Raw genomic sequence first — 15,919 nt, 5'->3', positions numbered from 1 at the left:
CGGGTTGAACTTTGACTTTTGCCGGTTGAGTTCGGAAAATTGGCACAATTTTCCAGATGTTTGCATGGTTGCCACAAGCAACCATGCCTTGCAAAACCTAGCGGGGTGCGCTGCCCATATCGGACAGCGGCCGAGCCGCGATATTACAGGAGTCCTCCGTGGAAATCATTGCCAAGGCCGTAAGCCCTGAAAAACACAAAGCCGCCGTGCTGGCCTTGTCCGTTGCCGACGGTAAGTTGGGCGCGGCAGCGCAAGCGGTTGACAAGGCTGCCGGTGGGCATCTCGCTGCCATCCTCAAGCTGGGCGACCTGGACGCGAAAGCCGGCAGCGCCATCTTGCTGCATAAGGTACCGGGCGTAGCGGCCGAGCGGGTATTGCTGGTCAGCATGGGCAGCAGCGACAAGGATTTCCGCGATGCCGCGCGCGCCGCCGTCAAGGCCGCCCACACGGCAGGTGGTGAACTGGCCATTGCCTTTGAAGGCCGCGCGACGGCCTGGGCCGCGGAAGAGATCGCCGTGGCGGCCTACGATGCCAGCTATAAGTTCGATACCACCAAGTCCAAGAAGGACGAAAAGCCAGGCTTGAAGAAGGTGACCGTGCTGGTCGGCAAGAGCGACGAAGCCGCCGTCACCACCGCTTTGGCCGCCGGCGCAGCCATCGGCGAAGCGGTCAACTTCGGTAAGGACCTGGGCAATCTGCCACCCAATTTCTGCACCCCTACCTACCTGGCCACGCAAGCCGGCGAGATCGCCAAGCGCTTCGGCATGAAGCTCGACGTGCTGGAACGCGCCGACATCGAAAAGCTCGGCATGGGCTCGTTCGTGGCGGTCGGCAAGGGCAGCAGCGAGCCGATGAAGTTGATCGTCCTCAAGCATGACGGCGGCGCCAAGGGCGACAAGCCGGTGGTGCTGGTCGGCAAGGGCATCACCTTCGACTCGGGGGGCATCAGCCTCAAGCCGGGCGAGGGCATGGACGAGATGAAGTACGACATGATGGGTGCCGGCTCGGTACTGGCGACCATGCATGCCGTGGGCCGCATGAAGCTGCCGCTGAACGTGATCGCCGTGGTACCGACCTGCGAAAACATGCCTGCCGGCAACGCCTGCAAGCCTGGCGACGTGGTCACTACCATGGCAGGGCTGACGGTCGAGATCCTCAATACCGATGCCGAAGGCCGCCTGATCCTGTGCGATGCCCTCACCTACGCCGAACGCTTCGATCCGGCCGCCGTGGTGGACGTCGCTACCCTGACCGGTGCCTGCGTGATCGCGCTGGGCCATATCGCCACCGGCCTGTATGCCAACAAGGATGCGCTGGCCGCCGAACTGATCGCCGCCGGCGAAACCATGGGCGACCGCGCCTGGCATATGCCGCTGTGGGACGAGTACCAGGAAGGGCTCAAGTCGAACTTCGCCGATATGGGCAATATCGCCGGCCGGCCGGGTGGTTCGATCACCGCCGCCTGCTTCCTGTCGCGCTTCGCCAAGAAATACGACTGGGCGCATCTGGATATCGCCGGCACCGCCTGGAAATCCGGTCCGGCCAAGGGCGCAAGCGGCCGTCCGGTACCTTTGCTGACGCAATTCCTGCGCGCTCGCGCCGCGGCTGCGCCGGCCAAGGTGGTGGCCGCCAAGGTCGCAGCCGCGCCGGCTGCCAAGGCCAAGCCAGCCGCCAAGGCGGCGGCAGCCAAGCCGGCTGCGAAGGCAGCAAAGGCAGTGGCCAAGCCGGCGGAAAAACCGGCGGCCAAGGCAGCGGTGAAGCCGGCCGAGAAGGCCGCGCCGGCAGCGAAACCAGCCGCCAAGCCGGCTGTCAAAGCTGCCGCCAAACCCGCCGCGAAGAAGAAGTGACATGACGCTGTTGGCGAGCTTTTACTTCAATGTGGCGAACCGCGAGCAGGCGCTTTGCCAGCTTGTCGGCAAGGCTGTGAAGCGCAAGCTCGCCACCGGCATCGTCACCGATTCCGAAATGGCCAGCCAGGTCATCAGCCGCCTGCTGTGGGAGGTGCCGCCTACCGGCTTCATCCCCCACTGCCTGGCGAGCGATGTCCTGGCGCCCGATACCCTCGCTTTGATCGACCATCGCATCAATGCCTTGCTACCACGTGAGGTGGTGTTCAATTGGACGGCGCATATGTTGCCCACCGATTTGGGCATTGGGCGTATCGTCGAGATTGTGCCGCACGATGATATGGCGCTGCGACAGCTTGCCCGCGAGCGGCTGGCCCATTACAAACGCGCTGGCTATCAGGTGGAGTTCACCGACATGGCCACGCTGGGAAAGGTTTGACGCATGGCTGAGCCATTTTTCTCGCTGGATCCCGATAACGAGCCGCCCGCCCTGCTGGGTAAGATGGATGCCCTGATTGCCCGCCATCGTGGCAGTGGCCTGGATCCGAACGTGCCGGTGCTGACCGATCTGGACGCCCATGGCGCCGTCGGCGATATCCCGGTGCTGACCCATATTGCCGGTGGTGACGATGACTTGATGTTCACCCCGGAAGAGATTCGCAACGATCCGCCTTCCGCGCTGGAAAGCCTGGCCCCGGCCCGTACCCCGCCATTGGGCGCTCCGGCCAGGCAAGCGGCGGTGAGCGTGCCGCCGCCGCCCGTCCCGGCGCCCGCCATGGTAGCCCCCCCCGTTCCGGCGAAACCTGTCGAGCCCAAGCCTGGCGTGGTGAGCAGCCTGGATTTCCCCGAACTGAGCATACCCACGCTCAAGCCGGCCGAAGTGAAACCGGTGGCGATCAACCCGCCGTCGCCTTTGTCCGACGGTCCCTTGATGCCGGAGTTGTCGCTTAATTTCGACTTCGCCCCGCCGCCTGAAGACAAATCCCTAGCGCCCGGCAGCGCCGCGATGGTTCCCGTTGCCGCGCCGGTTCCCGTCCCAGCGCCAGCACCTGCCATGGCGCCCGTGCCCGCACCGATTGCGGCTGCACCTGTGACACCGGCTGCCCCGGTCTCGCCGCCGCTCAACGACCAGATGGCCTTGCTTGCCGCCGCGATGGCCGCGCCCCCCATACCGCGTGCCGTCGTGGAAGCCGAGCGGGAAGCAATGGCGCGGCCCAGCACCCTGGTCTTGGTCTCGGATGAATTTCCCGACTTGAGCATCGAACTGGACGATGCCCTGGCCCTGGCCCAGGCCGAGGCAGCGGCGGTAGCTGCGGTACAGGCCGCCCCGATCGATCCGGCCGTCATCGTGGCCGAGCTGATGGGCAATTTGCGGCCCGATATCGAGAAGCTGGTCAATGCCGAGCTGAAGCGGCAGGTCACCACGCTGTATGTCGAGGCGCTCAAGCGGACCCTGGGTTCGCTGCAACCGCAGCTGGATAAATTGATCACCGCCAAAGTGGAAGAAGCGCTCAAGCAAAGAATGTAAGGCGGATTGCGGCGGTGGCCGCCCATATCGGCGTTACGGCGAAGGCCGGGCTGCGGTAAAATCGCGTTCTTTCAACCGATTACCGAGCTCTTGCCGATGCGCACCTCGCAATTTTTCCTGTCTACCCTCAAAGAAGCGCCGAACGAGGCCGAGTTGCCCAGCCACAAGCTGATGTTGCGCGCCGGGCTGATCAAGAAGCTCGGTTCGGGCCTCTACACCTGGATGCCCCTGGGTCTACGCGTGCTGCGCAAGGTCGAAGCGGTGGTGCGCGATGAAATGAATCGTGCCGGCGCCATGGAAATGCTGATGCCCGCCATCCAGCCGGCCGAGCTGTGGCAGGAGTCCGGCCGCTGGGCGCAGTTCGGTCCGCAGATGCTGAAGATGAAGGATCGCCACCAGCGCGATTTCTGCTTCGGGCCGACCCACGAAGAAGTGATCACCGATATCGCCCGTAGCGAGATCAAGAGCTACAAGCAGCTGCCGCTGAATTTCTACCAGGTGCAGACCAAGTTCCGCGATGAGATCCGGCCCCGTTTCGGTGTGATGCGCGCCCGCGAGTTCGTCATGAAGGATGCCTATTCCTTCGACGTCGATGCCGCCGCCCTGGCCAAGACCTACGCGGGCATGTATCAAGCCTACTCGAACGTCTTCACCCGGCTGGGCTTGCGCTTCCGTGCCGTGGCGGCCGATACCGGCGCCATCGGTGGAGACGGTTCGCATGAATTCCATGTGCTGGCCGATTCGGGCGAGGATGCACTGGCCTATTGCCCCACTTCCGACTTTGCCGCCAATGTCGAATTGGCCGAGGCCGTTGCGCCCGCCGCACCGCGTGCTGCCCCCGCCGAGGCCATGCGCGACGTGGAGACGCCCAAGCAGACCACCTGCGAAGCGGTTGCCCAATTGCTCGATATCCCCTTGCAGCGCACGGTCAAGCTGATCGCCCTGGTAGCGAACGAGCAGCTGCATATCATGCTGCTGCGCGGCGACCATAGCCTCAATGAGGTCAAGGTCGGCAAGCTGGCCGGCCTGGCCGAATTCCGCTTCGCCACCGAGGAGGAAATCCGCGCCTTCTTCAACTGCCCACCGGGCTTCCTGGGACCGGTCGGCATCGATCGCGCGAAGGTACGCCTGATCGCCGACCGTACCGTGGCCGCCATGAGCGACTTCGTGGTGGGCGCCAACAAGCCCAAGTTCCACCTGGCCGGCGTGAACTGGGGCCGCGACCTGGCCGAAGCCGATGTGGTCGCCGATATCCGTAATGTCGTCGATGGCGATGGTTCGCCGGACGGCAAGGGCGTGCTGGAAATCTGCCGCGGTATCGAAGTGGGCCATATCTTCCAGTTGCGCACCAAGTACTCGGAAGCGCTCAATTGCACCTACCTGGATGCCGAAGGCGTGCTCAAGCCGATGGAAATGGGTTGTTACGGTATTGGCGTGAGCCGCATCGTCGGCGCCGCCATCGAGCAGAATTTCGACGAGAAGGGCATCCGCTTCCCCGCCGCCATGGCGCCGTTCACGGTAGCCGTGGTGCCGGTCGGCTACCAGCGCTCGGAAGCGGTCAAGGCCGCCGCCGATGCCCTGTATGCCGAATTGGCCAGCCGAGGCGTCGATGTGCTGCTGGACGACCGCAATGAACGGCCTGGCGTATTGTTCGCCGATATGGAGCTGATCGGCATTCCCCATCGGGTCACCATCGGCGACAAGTCCCTGGCCGACGGCAAGGTCGAATACGTCGCACGCCGCGACGGCACCACCGAGCTGGTCGAGCAGCAAGCCATCGTGGCATTATTGCTTGGCAAACTGGCTGCTTAAACGGCACAATCGCGCCCATGAAACGCTTAGTCATTGTTCTGTTGGGATTTCTTGCCGCGCTGCCGGCCCAGGCCGGCGCGCAAAAGGAAGAAGAGCTGTCCTTGTCGGTGGCCACCGCCATGCAGCGCTCGATCAACGATAGCACCGCGCCCAGGCTGGTATTCGCCAACGCGAATGAAGGCACGGCGTGGTTGGCCGAGATGTCGGCACGGATGAAGAAGAAGATCCCCGACGACTTCATGCGGGAAAAACTGCTGACCGCCATCCACTACGAAGCCACCCGGGCCGGGCTGGATCCGCAGATGGTGATGGGCCTGATCCAGGTGGAAAGCGGCTTCAAGAAATACGCGATCTCTTCGGTGGGCGCACGCGGCCTGATGCAGGTCATGCCGTTCTGGCAGCGCAGTATCGGTACCAGTCAACATAATCTGTTCGATATGTATACCAATCTGCGCTTCGGCTGCACCATCCTGCGCCACTACCTCGATATCGAGAAGGGCGATCTGTACCGCGCCCTGGGCCGCTATAACGGCAGCCTGGGCAAGCCGGAATACCCGAATATGGTCTTGGGTGCCTGGAAGTCCAGTTGGGATTGGCAGCCGGGGCAGGCGCGGTTGCAGACGGTATCCTATCCGGGGAGATAACGGAAATGACTGGGATCAATAGGAAATCTTTGACGTCTTGGAGCGCTAGGCAGGCTGTGGGCATCCTGGCGGTCGATAATATCAAGCTGTCTGCTTTTGGTTTGGATTTGTTGAAACGAAAAGAAGATGGATTGATTTCCTACGACCAGGCTCGCGAGGAAATTAGATTGCGTGCAAAGGCTTTGGCGGCTAAAGGATGAAGAATAGATGAATGAGGACCCTCACTATTATATTGAAGGTTACTCGATTGACGATGATCCATATAGCCAAACTAATGGTGTATTGGTCAATCTGCATGGATTGACCACTACCAAGGATCTTGAGCTGATAGAGGCCGAATACTCGGCCTTGGCTATCGAAGAGATTCTGAAGCGTGAACCCCCGAGCAAGTTTGACATTGCGACACTGAAGTCAATTCATCGCGAGATATTCATGGATGTTTATCCATGGGCTGGCGAGTTCAGGAAAGTTGATATTGCAAAGGGAGATACGTGTTTTGAAGGAAATGAGAATATAGGTGAAAAATTAAGGCTTTTGTTCGAAGACTGTCAGTCGAGAAACTATTATCTTGGTCTAACCTTGCCGGAATTTTCCCAGGCCGTTGCTGTTTTCTTGGTTGAATTAAACAGAATTCATCCGTTTAGAGAAGGGAATGGACGTGCCCAAAGAGTTCTTCTGTCTCTGTTGGCGTTAAATGCTGGCTTTACAATTGCATGGGAAGGCGTGAGTGATGGCGCAATGAAGCAGGCGTGCATAGATGGGCTTGCAGGTAATTTTTCGACAATGACACGGCTTCTCAAAGTTTATCTTGAAACAATAGCTCCGTAGGGCAATGGTATGTAAGTCCAAGATGTACAGCCTTGGATCGGCAAGTCGCGATCTACCACCATCGCCCGTTCGAGGCTGGAGGACTCGCCCTGCGGAGATTTTCCTGCAACGTAGCTATTCATCCCACCCGCGCTACTTGCATCGTCCACGGCGAGTCTTCATTGGACTATGGATCGACTATTTCTTGCCGCTGAACAGCAGTAAAGCCGCCCCCGCCGCAATCGCCGCCACGCTGGCCCAGACCGGCACGTTGACCTTTTCCTTGTCCTGGATTGAAAACGTCAACGGCCCCAGCTTGGCTTCGTGCGACTCCTTGGTATAGCTGAATCCTCCGTAGACCAGGCCCAGCACGCCGGCCACGATCAGGGCCAGTGCGGCGATCTTGATTGCATTCATTCTTTTTTCCTGTTGGGTTGATGGCGCATTTTTACCCTGTCGTCGCGCTTATTGCTATAGCTGTTTCGCTATGATTTCCTTCATGATCTCGCTGGTGCCGGCATAGATGCGTGCGACCCGGGCCGACGCCCACAGCCGGCCTATCGGGTATTCGGCCATATAGCCATTGCCGCCGAACAATTGCAGGCAGCGATCGGCGGCGCGCCCCAGCACCTCGCTGGTCCACAGCTTGGCTTCGGCGGCATCCACCGCATCGAGCGCGCCCAGCTGGTGTTCCATCACCAGGCGGTCGAGGTAGATCTGTCCCAGGTCCAGTTCGGTCTTGATGGCCGCCAGTTCGAAGCGAGTGTTTTGAAAGTCGATCAGCCGCTGGTCGAAGGCCTTGCGCTCCTTCACATAGGCTATGGTCATGGCCAGGGCCGCCTGGGCTGCCGCCAGCGAACTGATGGCACAGGTCAGCCGCTCGGCGGCCAGCATGGTCATCAGCATCTTGAAGCCCTGGTGGGCTTGTCCCAACAGGTTTTCCTTGGGCACCCGCACATCGTGGAAAAACAGCTCGGCGGTGTCCTGGCTGTGTTGCCCCAACTTTTCCAGCCGACGGCCCACTTCAAAGCCGGGCCAGCCTTTTTCCAGCAGGAACAGCGATAGTCCACGCTTCTCGGTGGGGTGGCTGCGCGCGGCGACGATGACCAGATCGCTATTGATACCGTTCGAGATAAAGGTCTTGGCGCCATTGAGACACCAATGGTCGCCATGCTCCTCGGCGCGGGTGCGGATGGCGGCCAGGTCGCTGCCGGTATCGGGCTCGGTCATGGCCACCGCCAGCACGCAGTCGCCGTTGACGACGCCGGGTAGATAGCGCTGCTTTTGCGCTTCGCTGCCGAAAGTGTCGAGGTAAGGCGCGACCAGGGAAGAGTGCAGGCTCAGCGCCAATCCCCATTCGTTGGCAAGGCCGAGTTCCTCGGCGATGATCTGGTCGTAGCGGAAGTCGCGGCAGCCGGCGCCGCCATATTGCTCGTCCACGAAAGGCGCCAGGAAGCCCAGTTCGCCAGCCCGCCTCCAGACCGGCCGGGGCACGATGCCGGCAGCTTCCCATTCGGCCTGGTGGGGGCAAACCTCCTCGTGCAGCCAGCGTTTGAAATTGGCACGAAAGAGTTCGTGTTCGGCATCGAAATGGCGGCGTGGGATCAATCTTGTCTCCTCGGAGTCGTAGCGAGCTATCCTGCTTAGAGTGTTTACATTAATCTAGCGCTCGCTCGATATCCATCAAATTAGGGACCCACCATGTCCGAAGCATTTATCTACCAAGCCATTCGTACCCCGCGCGGCAAGGGCAAGGCCGATGGCAGCCTGCACGAGGTCAAACCCGTCACCTTGTTGACGGGTTTGTTGCATGAATTGCAAGCCCGTACCGAGCTTGCCACCGCCGAGGTCGATGACGTGGTGTTGGGTTGCGTCACGCCGGTCGGCGACCAGGGCGGCGATATCGCCAAGACCGCCGCCTTGGCGGCCGGCTGGGACTGGAAGGCCGCCGGCGTGCAGGTCAATCGCTTCTGCGGCTCCGGGCTGGAAGCGGTCAATCTGGCGGCGCAGAAGGTGCGTTCGGGGTGGGAAGATATCGTGGTGGCGGGCGGGGTGGAGTCCATGTCGCGGGTCGCCATGGGTTCGGACGGTTGGGCCATGGCGACCGATCCGGAAACCGCGCGGGCTATCGGCTTTGTCCCGCAGGGCATCGGCGCCGACCTGATCGCCACGCTCGACGGCTATGGCCGGGCCGAGGTGGACGCCTTTGCCGTGGAGAGCCAGCAGCGGGCCGCGGCAGCGCGGGCAGCCGGACATTTCCAGGCCAGCATCGTGCCGGTACGCGATCTGAACGGGATCGATATCCTGGTGGAAGACGAGTTCATCAAGCCCGCCACCACGCTGGAAGGCTTGGGCAAGCTCCGTCCCAGCTTCGAGCAGATGGGCGCCATGGGCTACGACGCCCTGGCATTGAAGCGCTATCCCTGGGTCGAGCGCATCAACCATGTCCACCATGCCGGCAATGCTTCCGGCATCGTCGATGGCGCGGCCCTGGTGCTGGTGGCGAACGAAGCGGCCGGCCGGCGCTATGGCTGGCGCCCGCGTGCGCGCGTCGTTGCCACCGCTTTGACCGGTACCGACCCGACCATCATGCTGACCGGTCCCGCGCCGGCGGCCCGCAAGGCCCTGGCCAAGGCCGGGCTGGAGGTGGCCGATATCGATCTGTTCGAGGTCAATGAAGCCTTCGCGGCGGTGGTAATGCGTTTCGCCCGCGAAATGGGCGTGGGCTTCGACCGCATCAATGTCAACGGTGGTGCCATCGCCATGGGCCACCCCCTCGGCGCCACCGGCGCCATGATCCTGGGCACCTTGGTGGATGAGCTGGAGCGCCGCCAGCTGCGCTATGGCATGGCCACGCTATGCATAGGCGGCGGTATGGGCATCGCCACGATTATCGAGCGGGTTTAGAAGCAACTTGACCCGCCTTCAAGGAGAGAACATGAGCGCGATGAGCTACCAATGCGATGCCGACGGCATCGTCACCCTGACCTTCGATGCGGTCGGAGAAAAGACCAATACCCTCAATGCCGCCTTCCGCGCCGACCTGGCTGCGGCGGTTGCCCGCCTGGCGGAGGAACGGGCGCAATTGCGTGGTGTGATCCTGACTTCGGCCAAGCGCAGCTTTTTGTCCGGCGGCGATTTGAATGAACTGATCGCCATCCCTTCCGATGATGCTCCCGCATTCTTCCAGATGATCGAGTCGCTCAAGGCGGATCTGCGCAAGCTGGAAACGCTGGGCCTGCCTGTAGTGGCCGCCCTGAACGGCAGCGCGCTGGGCGGCGGATTCGAGGTGGCGCTGGCCTGTCATCACCGCATCGCCGTGGCCGACGAAAAAAGCCGCTTCGGCTTGCCGGAAGTCACCCTGGGCATGTTGCCTGGCGCGGGCGGCGTGACCCGCATGGTGCGATTGCTGGGTTTGCAGGGGGCCTTCGACTATCTGCTGGAAGGCCGTCAATTCGGTCCGCAGGCAGGCTTGGCGGCCGGGTTGATCCATGCCTTGGCGGCCGATTGCGCCGAGCTGCTGTCCCAGGCGCGCTCCTGGATCATGGCCAATCCCGCCAGCGCCCAGCCCTGGGACCGCGAGGGCTACAGATTGCCCGGCGGCTTGCCCAGCCAGCCCAAGGTAGCGCAAATGCTGGCCGTGGCGCCGGCCATGCTGTACGAAAAGACCCGTGGCAACTACCCCGCGCCGGAGGCGATCCTGGCCGTCATGGTGGAGGGCGCGCAGGTGGATTTCGCCACCGCCAGCCGGATCGAGAGCCGCTACTTCACCCGCCTGGTGACCAGCCAGGTGGCCAAGAACATGATAGGCACGCTGTTCTTCGCCATGAACGAGATCAAGGCGGGGGCCAGCCGGCCGGCCGGCTTCGCACCTCGGCAGCTGCGCAAGGTCGGCGTACTGGGCGCCGGCATGATGGGTGCCGGTATCGCCTGGGCCTGCGCCAGCAAGGGCGTGCAGGTGGTGCTGAAGGATGTCGGCCAGGCGGCGGCCGAGAAGGGTAAGGAGTATTCCCGCCAATTACTGGCCAAACGCATCGGTAAGGGACGCATCAGCGAGGCAGATGCCGCCGCGCTACTTGAGCTTATCCAGCCCACCGAGCAGGCGGACGATCTGGCCGGATGCGAAATGATCATCGAAGCCGTGTATGAAAACCGTGATCTTAAAGCGCGAGTAACGCGCGAAGCGGAACAGCGGCTGGCGGCGGATGGCGTGCTCGCCTCCAATACCTCGACCTTGCCAATTTCCGGCCTGGCCACGGCGTGTGATCGGCCGGCGCAATTCATCGGCCTGCATTTCTTCAGCCCGGTGGACAAGATGCAACTGGTCGAAATCATCAAGGGCCGCGATACCAGCGCGGAGACCACGGCGCGTGCCTACGACTTCGTCCAGCAGCTGGGCAAGGTACCTATCGTCGTCAATGACGGCCGAGGTTTCTTTACCAGCAGGGTGTTCGGTTGCTATGTCAACGAGGGCATGGCCATGCTGGGCGAAGGCGTGCCGGCGGCCATGATCGAACAGGCCGGCCTGCAAGCCGGCATGCCGGTCGGCCCGTTGGCGGTGACCGACGAAGTCAGCCTCAGCCTGTGCGCGCATATCCTGGAACAGAGCCGAGCCGATCTGGGCGCGGCCTATCGCGAGCATCCGGCCGATGCGGTATTGACCCGCATGATCGCGGAATTCGATCGCAAGGGCCGCGCCGCCGGCGCGGGCTTCTACGACTATCCGGCCGAAGCCAGAAAACGGCTTTGGACCGGCCTGGATGCCTTCGCCCAGCCTGGCCGCAGCTTGCCGGCCATGCAGGACCTGATCGACCGGCTCCTGTTCATCCAGGCGCTGGAAACCGCCCGCTGCTTCGATGAGGGGGTATTGGAAAGCGAACGCGATGCCAATGTCGGTTCCTTGCTGGGGCTGGGCTTTCCGGCCTGGACCGGCGGTGCGAGCCAGTTTCTACGCCAGTACGGTGCGGAACAGGCCCTGGCACGGGCGGACGCACTGGCAAGGCAATTTGGAGCACGCTTTGCCGCGCCGCAATGGTTGAAGCGGCTGGCCGCCGAATGAGCCTGGCACGGGCCGGATTCGCCGCAATTGGAGCGGGGAGCCGGCTGTGCTGTAATTCCGCCCATTGAGACAAGCAGGCCGCGCTTCGTGTCGCGGCCGAAAGGGCAGAATATGGCAAACCGCCTAAGCAAGATCGTCACCCGTACCGGCGACGACGGCAGTACCGGTCTGGGTGACGGCAGCCGGGTATCGAAATCCAGCCTGCGCGTCCATGTGCTGGGTGAAATCGATGAATTGAACAGCCATCTCGGCGTGGTACTGGCCGAGGTGCTGCCCGAGTCGATCCGGTCGACGCTGCTCAAGGTGCAGCACGATCTGTTCGACCTGGGAGGCGAAGTCTGCATTCCTGGCCGGGTGGCCTTGCAGGAATCCCATCTGGCCCGCATCGAAGCCGAAGTGCAGGTCTTCAATGCCGAGCTGTCGCCGCTGAAGGAATTTATCCTGCCGGGTGGGGGGAGGGCGGCCGCGGCCCTGCATATTGCCCGTACGGTTTGTCGCCGCGCCGAACGCGCCCTGGTCGAGCTGGCGGGCTTGGAAACCGTTGCCGAGCTGGCGCCGCGCTATCTGAACCGCTTGTCCGACCTGTTGTTCGTGTTGGCGCGTAGCGCGAATCGCGCGGAAGGCGTGGCCGACGTGTGCTGGCAGCCGGGCTTGAACAGTCTATGAGCGATCTGGCGGCACTGTTGTTCGATATGGACTGGCTGTTCCTGGTCGGTACCGCCGCGTTCAGCGTGTCTGGCTACCTGTTGGGCGTAAAGAAACGTTTTGATATGTTGGGTGTGCTGATCGTGGCGCTGTTGACCGCGATCGGCGGCGGTGTGATCCGCGATGTCCTGCTCAACCGCATCCCGATTATCTTCTTCGACGCCAGCTCGGTCTGGGTGATTTGCGCCGCCCTGCTGGCAAGCTGGGCGGTCAGCCTGCACAAGGTTTATGGCGCCACCATGCACCGGGTGTTCATCGTGGCCGACTCGGTCGGCTTGATCGCCTTCAGCCTGGCCGGTGCGGACCTGGGCATAGACTATGGCTTCAATCTGTTCGGCGTGCTGTTTGTCGGCTTTGTCACCGCCATCGGCGGCGGCATCGTGCGCGACATGATGGTCAACGACGTGCCTTTTATTCTGCATAAGGATGTCTACGGCACGGTATCCATCCTGGTGGCCGGCCTGCTCTATGCCGCGCACGGCCAAGGCTGGCAAGGGCCCGCCGTGGTGTGGGGCTTGTTCTCGCTGGGCTTGGCGATCCGCCTGGTGGCGCATTGGCGCGACTTCCGCCTGCCGCAGGTATAGCGCGCCAGGTTGGGCGCCCCTGCACAACCGCGCGGCGTCGACAAGGGTTTGCTCATATATTCACGCATCGACAGGGTTGTCGGCCCGTTTCGTTACATCTTCGCAACACTTCTGTCTGCCCTGGAACCACGTCGCTCCGCTTCCGGGTAGGATCGCGGCCTTGCTGCATCCCCCGGATGGGGGAGGCGCATGACCACACGGCCGCGAGGGCCGCATGACTGCCAGAATATAGATACCTGAGTACTCAGGGGAGATTGTATGAAACTGAAGAAAATCAGCCAGGCATTGCTGTTGCTCGGCATCGCCGGCTTCGCCGCGCAAGCGTTCGCCGAAGAAAAAGCCGAGAAGATCGAAGTGACCGGTTCGCGCATCAAGCGTATCGCCGGCGAAACGCCTTCCGCGGTTACCGTGATCAGCGCCAAGGAAATCGAGCAGAGCGGCAAGGCGTCGGCCGCCGAAGTGCTGCGTTCGATCACCGCCAATAGCGCCAACAGCTATAACGAGTCGTTCTCGAACTCCTTCTCGCCTGGCGCTTCCGGTATCTCGCTGCGCGGCTTGGGCCAGAAATCCACCCTGGTGCTGCTGAACGGCCGCCGGGTTGCCAACTACGGTTTCGCCCAGAACCTGTCCGATGCCTTCTTCGATCTGAACAGCATCCCCGCTTCGGCCATCCACCACATTGATGTGCTGAAAGATGGCGCCTCGGCCGTGTATGGCTCGGATGCCATCGCCGGCGTGGTGAACATCGTCCTGCGCAAGGACTTCCAAGGCCTGGCTACTTCCTTCAGTGCCGGTACCTCGACCGAAGGCGGTATGAACGAATACCGTGCGGCCGCGACCGGCGGTATCGGCGGCCAGGACAATAACTACAACCTGATGGTGTCGCTGGACTACTTCAAGCGCGACAGCCTCAAGGCTTCCGAGCGCAAGCTGACCGAAAACCAGGATTTCCGTGCCTTCCCAGGCGGTCTGTTCGCCTGGTCGGCCAACGGCGGTACTTACCGCATCAACGCGACCCAGCGCCAAGCATTCGCCAACTGTCCGAATGGCACGGTCAAGCGTCCCGCATCCGACTTCAGCAATCCGTATTCCGGCTTGAACCTGACCGGCGACGTCTGTGCCTTCAATCTCGCGTCCTATCTGGAACTGATGCCTGCCACCGAGCGCGTGAACGCCTTCGGCCGTGGCTCGCTGAATTTCGGCAATGGCATGCAAGCCTATGCCGAAGCGCTGGTTTCGCATACCAAGACCGAGCAGTCCTCCACTCCGGGTGCCATCTCCAATACCGGCGTGGGCCTTCGCTATAACCCGGCCACGGGTGGTCTGACGCAGGACGACAACAAGTTGCCGGTGGGTAACCCCGCCAATCCGTTCGCCGCACCTTCGCGTTTCGGCTACGCTTTCGTGGACGTCGGTCCCCGTAGCGCCCGCATCACCAGCGACAGCTACCGTCTGCTGGCCGGCCTGAAGGGTCAGTTGGGCAACTGGGAATGGGACATGGCGGCCGGTAGTGCCGAGAACAAGGCCAAGAACATCCAGTACAACCGCATCAATGGCGTGGCCTTGGCGCAGATGTTGAAGGACCATTCCTACGACTTCCGGAATCCGGCCAACTCGCCTGCTGCTACCGACAAGCTGCGCCTGACGCTGAACCGCGAGTCGAAATCGACCGTCCAGTTCGCCGACTTCCAGCTGTCCGGCGATATCGCCGAACTGCCGGCCGGTTCCTTGGGCATGGTGGTGGGTGCCGACTGGCGTCGCGAGAAGGTCAATGATGTGCCGGATCCAGCCCTCTCCAGCGGCCTGGTGCTGGGCCAAGGCGCGACCGCAACGAAGGGTTCGCGCAACGTCAGCGCGCTGTTCTTCGAATTGAGCGCACCGATCACCAAGACGCTGGAATTGAGCTTGGCCGGCCGCACCGACCGCTATAGCGATTTCGGTTCCGCCTTCTCGCCCAAATTGGGCATGAAGTGGACCCCGACCAAGTCCGTGATGTTCCGTAGCTCCTACGGCGAAGGCTTCCGTGCACCGACGCTGGCCGAGAATGCACAGTCGAACTCGACCTTCTTCGTCACCGTGACCGACAAGTTCCACAGGAACGAAAAGCAGCGCGTGCCTTTGTCGGTTGCCGGCATCATCGCCAGCAACTCCAAGCTGGAAGCGGAAAAGTCGAAGAGCTACTCCTTCGGTACCGTCTTCGAGCCGTCGGCCAACTTCAATGCCAGCCTGGATTTCTACAAGATCCGCCAGAACAAGCTGGTTACCTCCGACGACACCCAGTATGTCGCAGATCACGAGAACGACGCCCGTTACAAGGACGCCGTGGTGCGCGATCCGGATACCGGCAACATTCTGTACATCGTGACGTCGTACAACAACGTCGGCTTTGTCGAGACCAAGGGCCTGGACCTGAGCGCTACCTGGCGCTCCAATCAGACGTCCTTCGGCCGCTTCAGCGTCGAGTTCGACGGTAACTACACGATCTCGTACAAGACCCAGCCGGCTGCGGATGCCGAAGTGGAACAGTACGTTGGCCGTGGTATCTCCGCCGGTATCTACCCGCGCTACAAGGCTGGCCTGACCTTCGGCCTGGAAAAGGGCCCGCTGACCTCGCGCATCAAGGTCAACCATACCGCCGGCTACAAGCAAGAGCAGACCCCTGGCCAGGATCGCGTGGCCAGCGGCACCACCGTCGATTTGTTCGGCAGCTACAAGTTCACCAAGCAGCTCGATGTCTCGCTGTCGGTGCTGAACCTGTTCGACAAGGCGCCTCCGTTCGACGCGTCCTTCGCCAACCGCTACGGTCTGCCAGCCGCCTTCACGCTGTACGATATGCGCGGTCGTTATGTCCGTGGTACCGCGAACTACAAGTTCTAAATCAAGCGGACCTTATGGAACCGGGTGTTGTCCGCCCGGTCCCACTTAAAAAGCGC

The 15,919-nt window shown here is 62.0% G+C and carries 14 protein-coding genes; 12 read left to right on the top strand and 2 right to left on the bottom strand.

What is annotated here, in order from left to right; translation table 11 throughout:
• Positions 1-158: 158 nt before the first annotated feature.
• The 7 genes from FNU76_RS07430 to FNU76_RS07400 all read left to right on the top strand — a co-directional run bounded on the left by FNU76_RS07430 (position 159) and on the right by FNU76_RS07400 (position 6,659).
• Positions 159-1,847 (top strand): leucyl aminopeptidase, encoded by a 1,689-nt coding sequence (locus tag FNU76_RS07430; protein WP_144277601.1) that lies wholly within the window; start codon positions 159-161, stop codon positions 1,845-1,847.
• A 1-nt stretch (position 1,848) separates the two neighbouring features.
• Positions 1,849-2,286, top strand: a complete 438-nt coding sequence (locus FNU76_RS07425; RefSeq protein WP_144277600.1) for a DNA polymerase III subunit chi — start codon at positions 1,849-1,851, stop codon at positions 2,284-2,286.
• A gap of 3 nt (positions 2,287-2,289) precedes the next feature.
• On the top strand, positions 2,290-3,375 hold the full coding sequence (locus tag FNU76_RS07420; RefSeq protein ID WP_144277599.1) for a hypothetical protein: 1,086 nt from the start codon (positions 2,290-2,292) through the stop codon (positions 3,373-3,375).
• 96 nt (positions 3,376-3,471) lie between these two features.
• Positions 3,472-5,187, top strand: a complete 1,716-nt coding sequence (locus tag FNU76_RS07415; protein ID WP_144277598.1) for a proline--tRNA ligase — start codon at positions 3,472-3,474, stop codon at positions 5,185-5,187.
• A 17-nt stretch (positions 5,188-5,204) separates the two neighbouring features.
• Positions 5,205-5,831: a lytic transglycosylase domain-containing protein gene (locus FNU76_RS07410; RefSeq protein ID WP_144277597.1), complete on the top strand. Its 627-nt coding sequence runs from the start codon at positions 5,205-5,207 to the stop codon at positions 5,829-5,831.
• A 5-nt stretch (positions 5,832-5,836) separates the two neighbouring features.
• Positions 5,837-6,031, top strand: coding sequence for a hypothetical protein (locus tag FNU76_RS07405; RefSeq protein WP_144277596.1), 195 nt, complete (start codon positions 5,837-5,839; stop codon positions 6,029-6,031).
• 7 nt (positions 6,032-6,038) lie between these two features.
• Positions 6,039-6,659: a Fic/DOC family protein gene (locus FNU76_RS07400; protein WP_144277595.1), complete on the top strand. Its 621-nt coding sequence runs from the start codon at positions 6,039-6,041 to the stop codon at positions 6,657-6,659.
• A gap of 177 nt (positions 6,660-6,836) precedes the next feature.
• Here the strand turns inward: FNU76_RS07400 and FNU76_RS07395 are convergent, their stop codons facing one another.
• Together FNU76_RS07395 and FNU76_RS07390 are read right to left on the bottom strand one after the other, a co-directional pair.
• On the bottom strand, positions 6,837-7,055 hold the full coding sequence (locus FNU76_RS07395) for a hypothetical protein (RefSeq protein WP_144277594.1): 219 nt from the start codon (positions 7,053-7,055) through the stop codon (positions 6,837-6,839).
• A 54-nt stretch (positions 7,056-7,109) separates the two neighbouring features.
• Positions 7,110-8,246, bottom strand: coding sequence for an acyl-CoA dehydrogenase family protein (locus FNU76_RS07390; protein ID WP_308418621.1), 1,137 nt, complete (start codon positions 8,244-8,246; stop codon positions 7,110-7,112).
• Between the two features lie 93 nt (positions 8,247-8,339).
• Here FNU76_RS07390 and FNU76_RS07385 point away from each other — a divergent pair, with 93 nt between their 5' ends.
• The 5 genes from FNU76_RS07385 to FNU76_RS07365 all read left to right on the top strand — a co-directional run bounded on the left by FNU76_RS07385 (position 8,340) and on the right by FNU76_RS07365 (position 15,863).
• Positions 8,340-9,545, top strand: coding sequence for an acetyl-CoA C-acetyltransferase (locus FNU76_RS07385; RefSeq protein WP_144277593.1), 1,206 nt, complete (start codon positions 8,340-8,342; stop codon positions 9,543-9,545).
• Between the two features lie 31 nt (positions 9,546-9,576).
• The gene (locus tag FNU76_RS07380) at positions 9,577-11,697 is read left to right on the top strand and encodes a 3-hydroxyacyl-CoA dehydrogenase NAD-binding domain-containing protein (RefSeq protein WP_144277592.1); all 2,121 of its coding nucleotides are present in this window, start codon (positions 9,577-9,579) and stop codon (positions 11,695-11,697) included.
• 111 nt (positions 11,698-11,808) lie between these two features.
• Positions 11,809-12,363, top strand: a complete 555-nt coding sequence (locus tag FNU76_RS07375; protein WP_144277591.1) for a cob(I)yrinic acid a,c-diamide adenosyltransferase — start codon at positions 11,809-11,811, stop codon at positions 12,361-12,363.
• Positions 12,360-12,986 carry a trimeric intracellular cation channel family protein gene (locus tag FNU76_RS07370; RefSeq protein WP_223879259.1) on the top strand — a complete coding sequence of 209 codons (627 nt, stop codon included), beginning with the start codon at positions 12,360-12,362 and terminating at the stop codon, positions 12,984-12,986. Before FNU76_RS07375 ends, FNU76_RS07370 begins: the two co-directional genes overlap by 4 nt.
• Positions 12,987-13,244: 258 nt before the next feature.
• Positions 13,245-15,863 (top strand): TonB-dependent receptor, encoded by a 2,619-nt coding sequence (locus FNU76_RS07365; protein WP_144277590.1) that lies wholly within the window; start codon positions 13,245-13,247, stop codon positions 15,861-15,863.
• Positions 15,864-15,919: the final 56 nt, after the last annotated feature.

Source organism: Chitinimonas arctica (assembly GCF_007431345.1).
In the GTDB taxonomy this organism is placed as follows: Bacteria; Pseudomonadota; Gammaproteobacteria; order Burkholderiales; family Chitinimonadaceae; genus Chitinimonas; species Chitinimonas arctica.
The sequence above is the reverse complement of the archived record's forward strand: the minus strand, read 5'-3'. Positions and strand labels throughout refer to the sequence as shown.

Coding starts and splice junctions, on each gene's coding strand:
- FNU76_RS07425 (WP_144277600.1), top strand. CDS start 1,849: ATGACGCTGTTGGCGAGCTTTTACTTCAATGTGGCGAACCGCGAGCAG.
- FNU76_RS07420 (WP_144277599.1), top strand. CDS start 2,290: ATGGCTGAGCCATTTTTCTCGCTGGATCCCGATAACGAGCCGCCCGCC.
- FNU76_RS07415 (WP_144277598.1), top strand. CDS start 3,472: ATGCGCACCTCGCAATTTTTCCTGTCTACCCTCAAAGAAGCGCCGAAC.
- FNU76_RS07410 (WP_144277597.1), top strand. CDS start 5,205: ATGAAACGCTTAGTCATTGTTCTGTTGGGATTTCTTGCCGCGCTGCCG.
- FNU76_RS07405 (WP_144277596.1), top strand. CDS start 5,837: ATGACTGGGATCAATAGGAAATCTTTGACGTCTTGGAGCGCTAGGCAG.
- FNU76_RS07400 (WP_144277595.1), top strand. CDS start 6,039: ATGAATGAGGACCCTCACTATTATATTGAAGGTTACTCGATTGACGAT.
- FNU76_RS07395 (WP_144277594.1), bottom strand. CDS start 7,055: ATGAATGCAATCAAGATCGCCGCACTGGCCCTGATCGTGGCCGGCGTG.
- FNU76_RS07385 (WP_144277593.1), top strand. CDS start 8,340: ATGTCCGAAGCATTTATCTACCAAGCCATTCGTACCCCGCGCGGCAAG.
- FNU76_RS07380 (WP_144277592.1), top strand. CDS start 9,577: ATGAGCGCGATGAGCTACCAATGCGATGCCGACGGCATCGTCACCCTG.
- FNU76_RS07375 (WP_144277591.1), top strand. CDS start 11,809: ATGGCAAACCGCCTAAGCAAGATCGTCACCCGTACCGGCGACGACGGC.
- FNU76_RS07370 (WP_223879259.1), top strand. CDS start 12,360: ATGAGCGATCTGGCGGCACTGTTGTTCGATATGGACTGGCTGTTCCTG.
- FNU76_RS07365 (WP_144277590.1), top strand. CDS start 13,245: ATGAAACTGAAGAAAATCAGCCAGGCATTGCTGTTGCTCGGCATCGCC.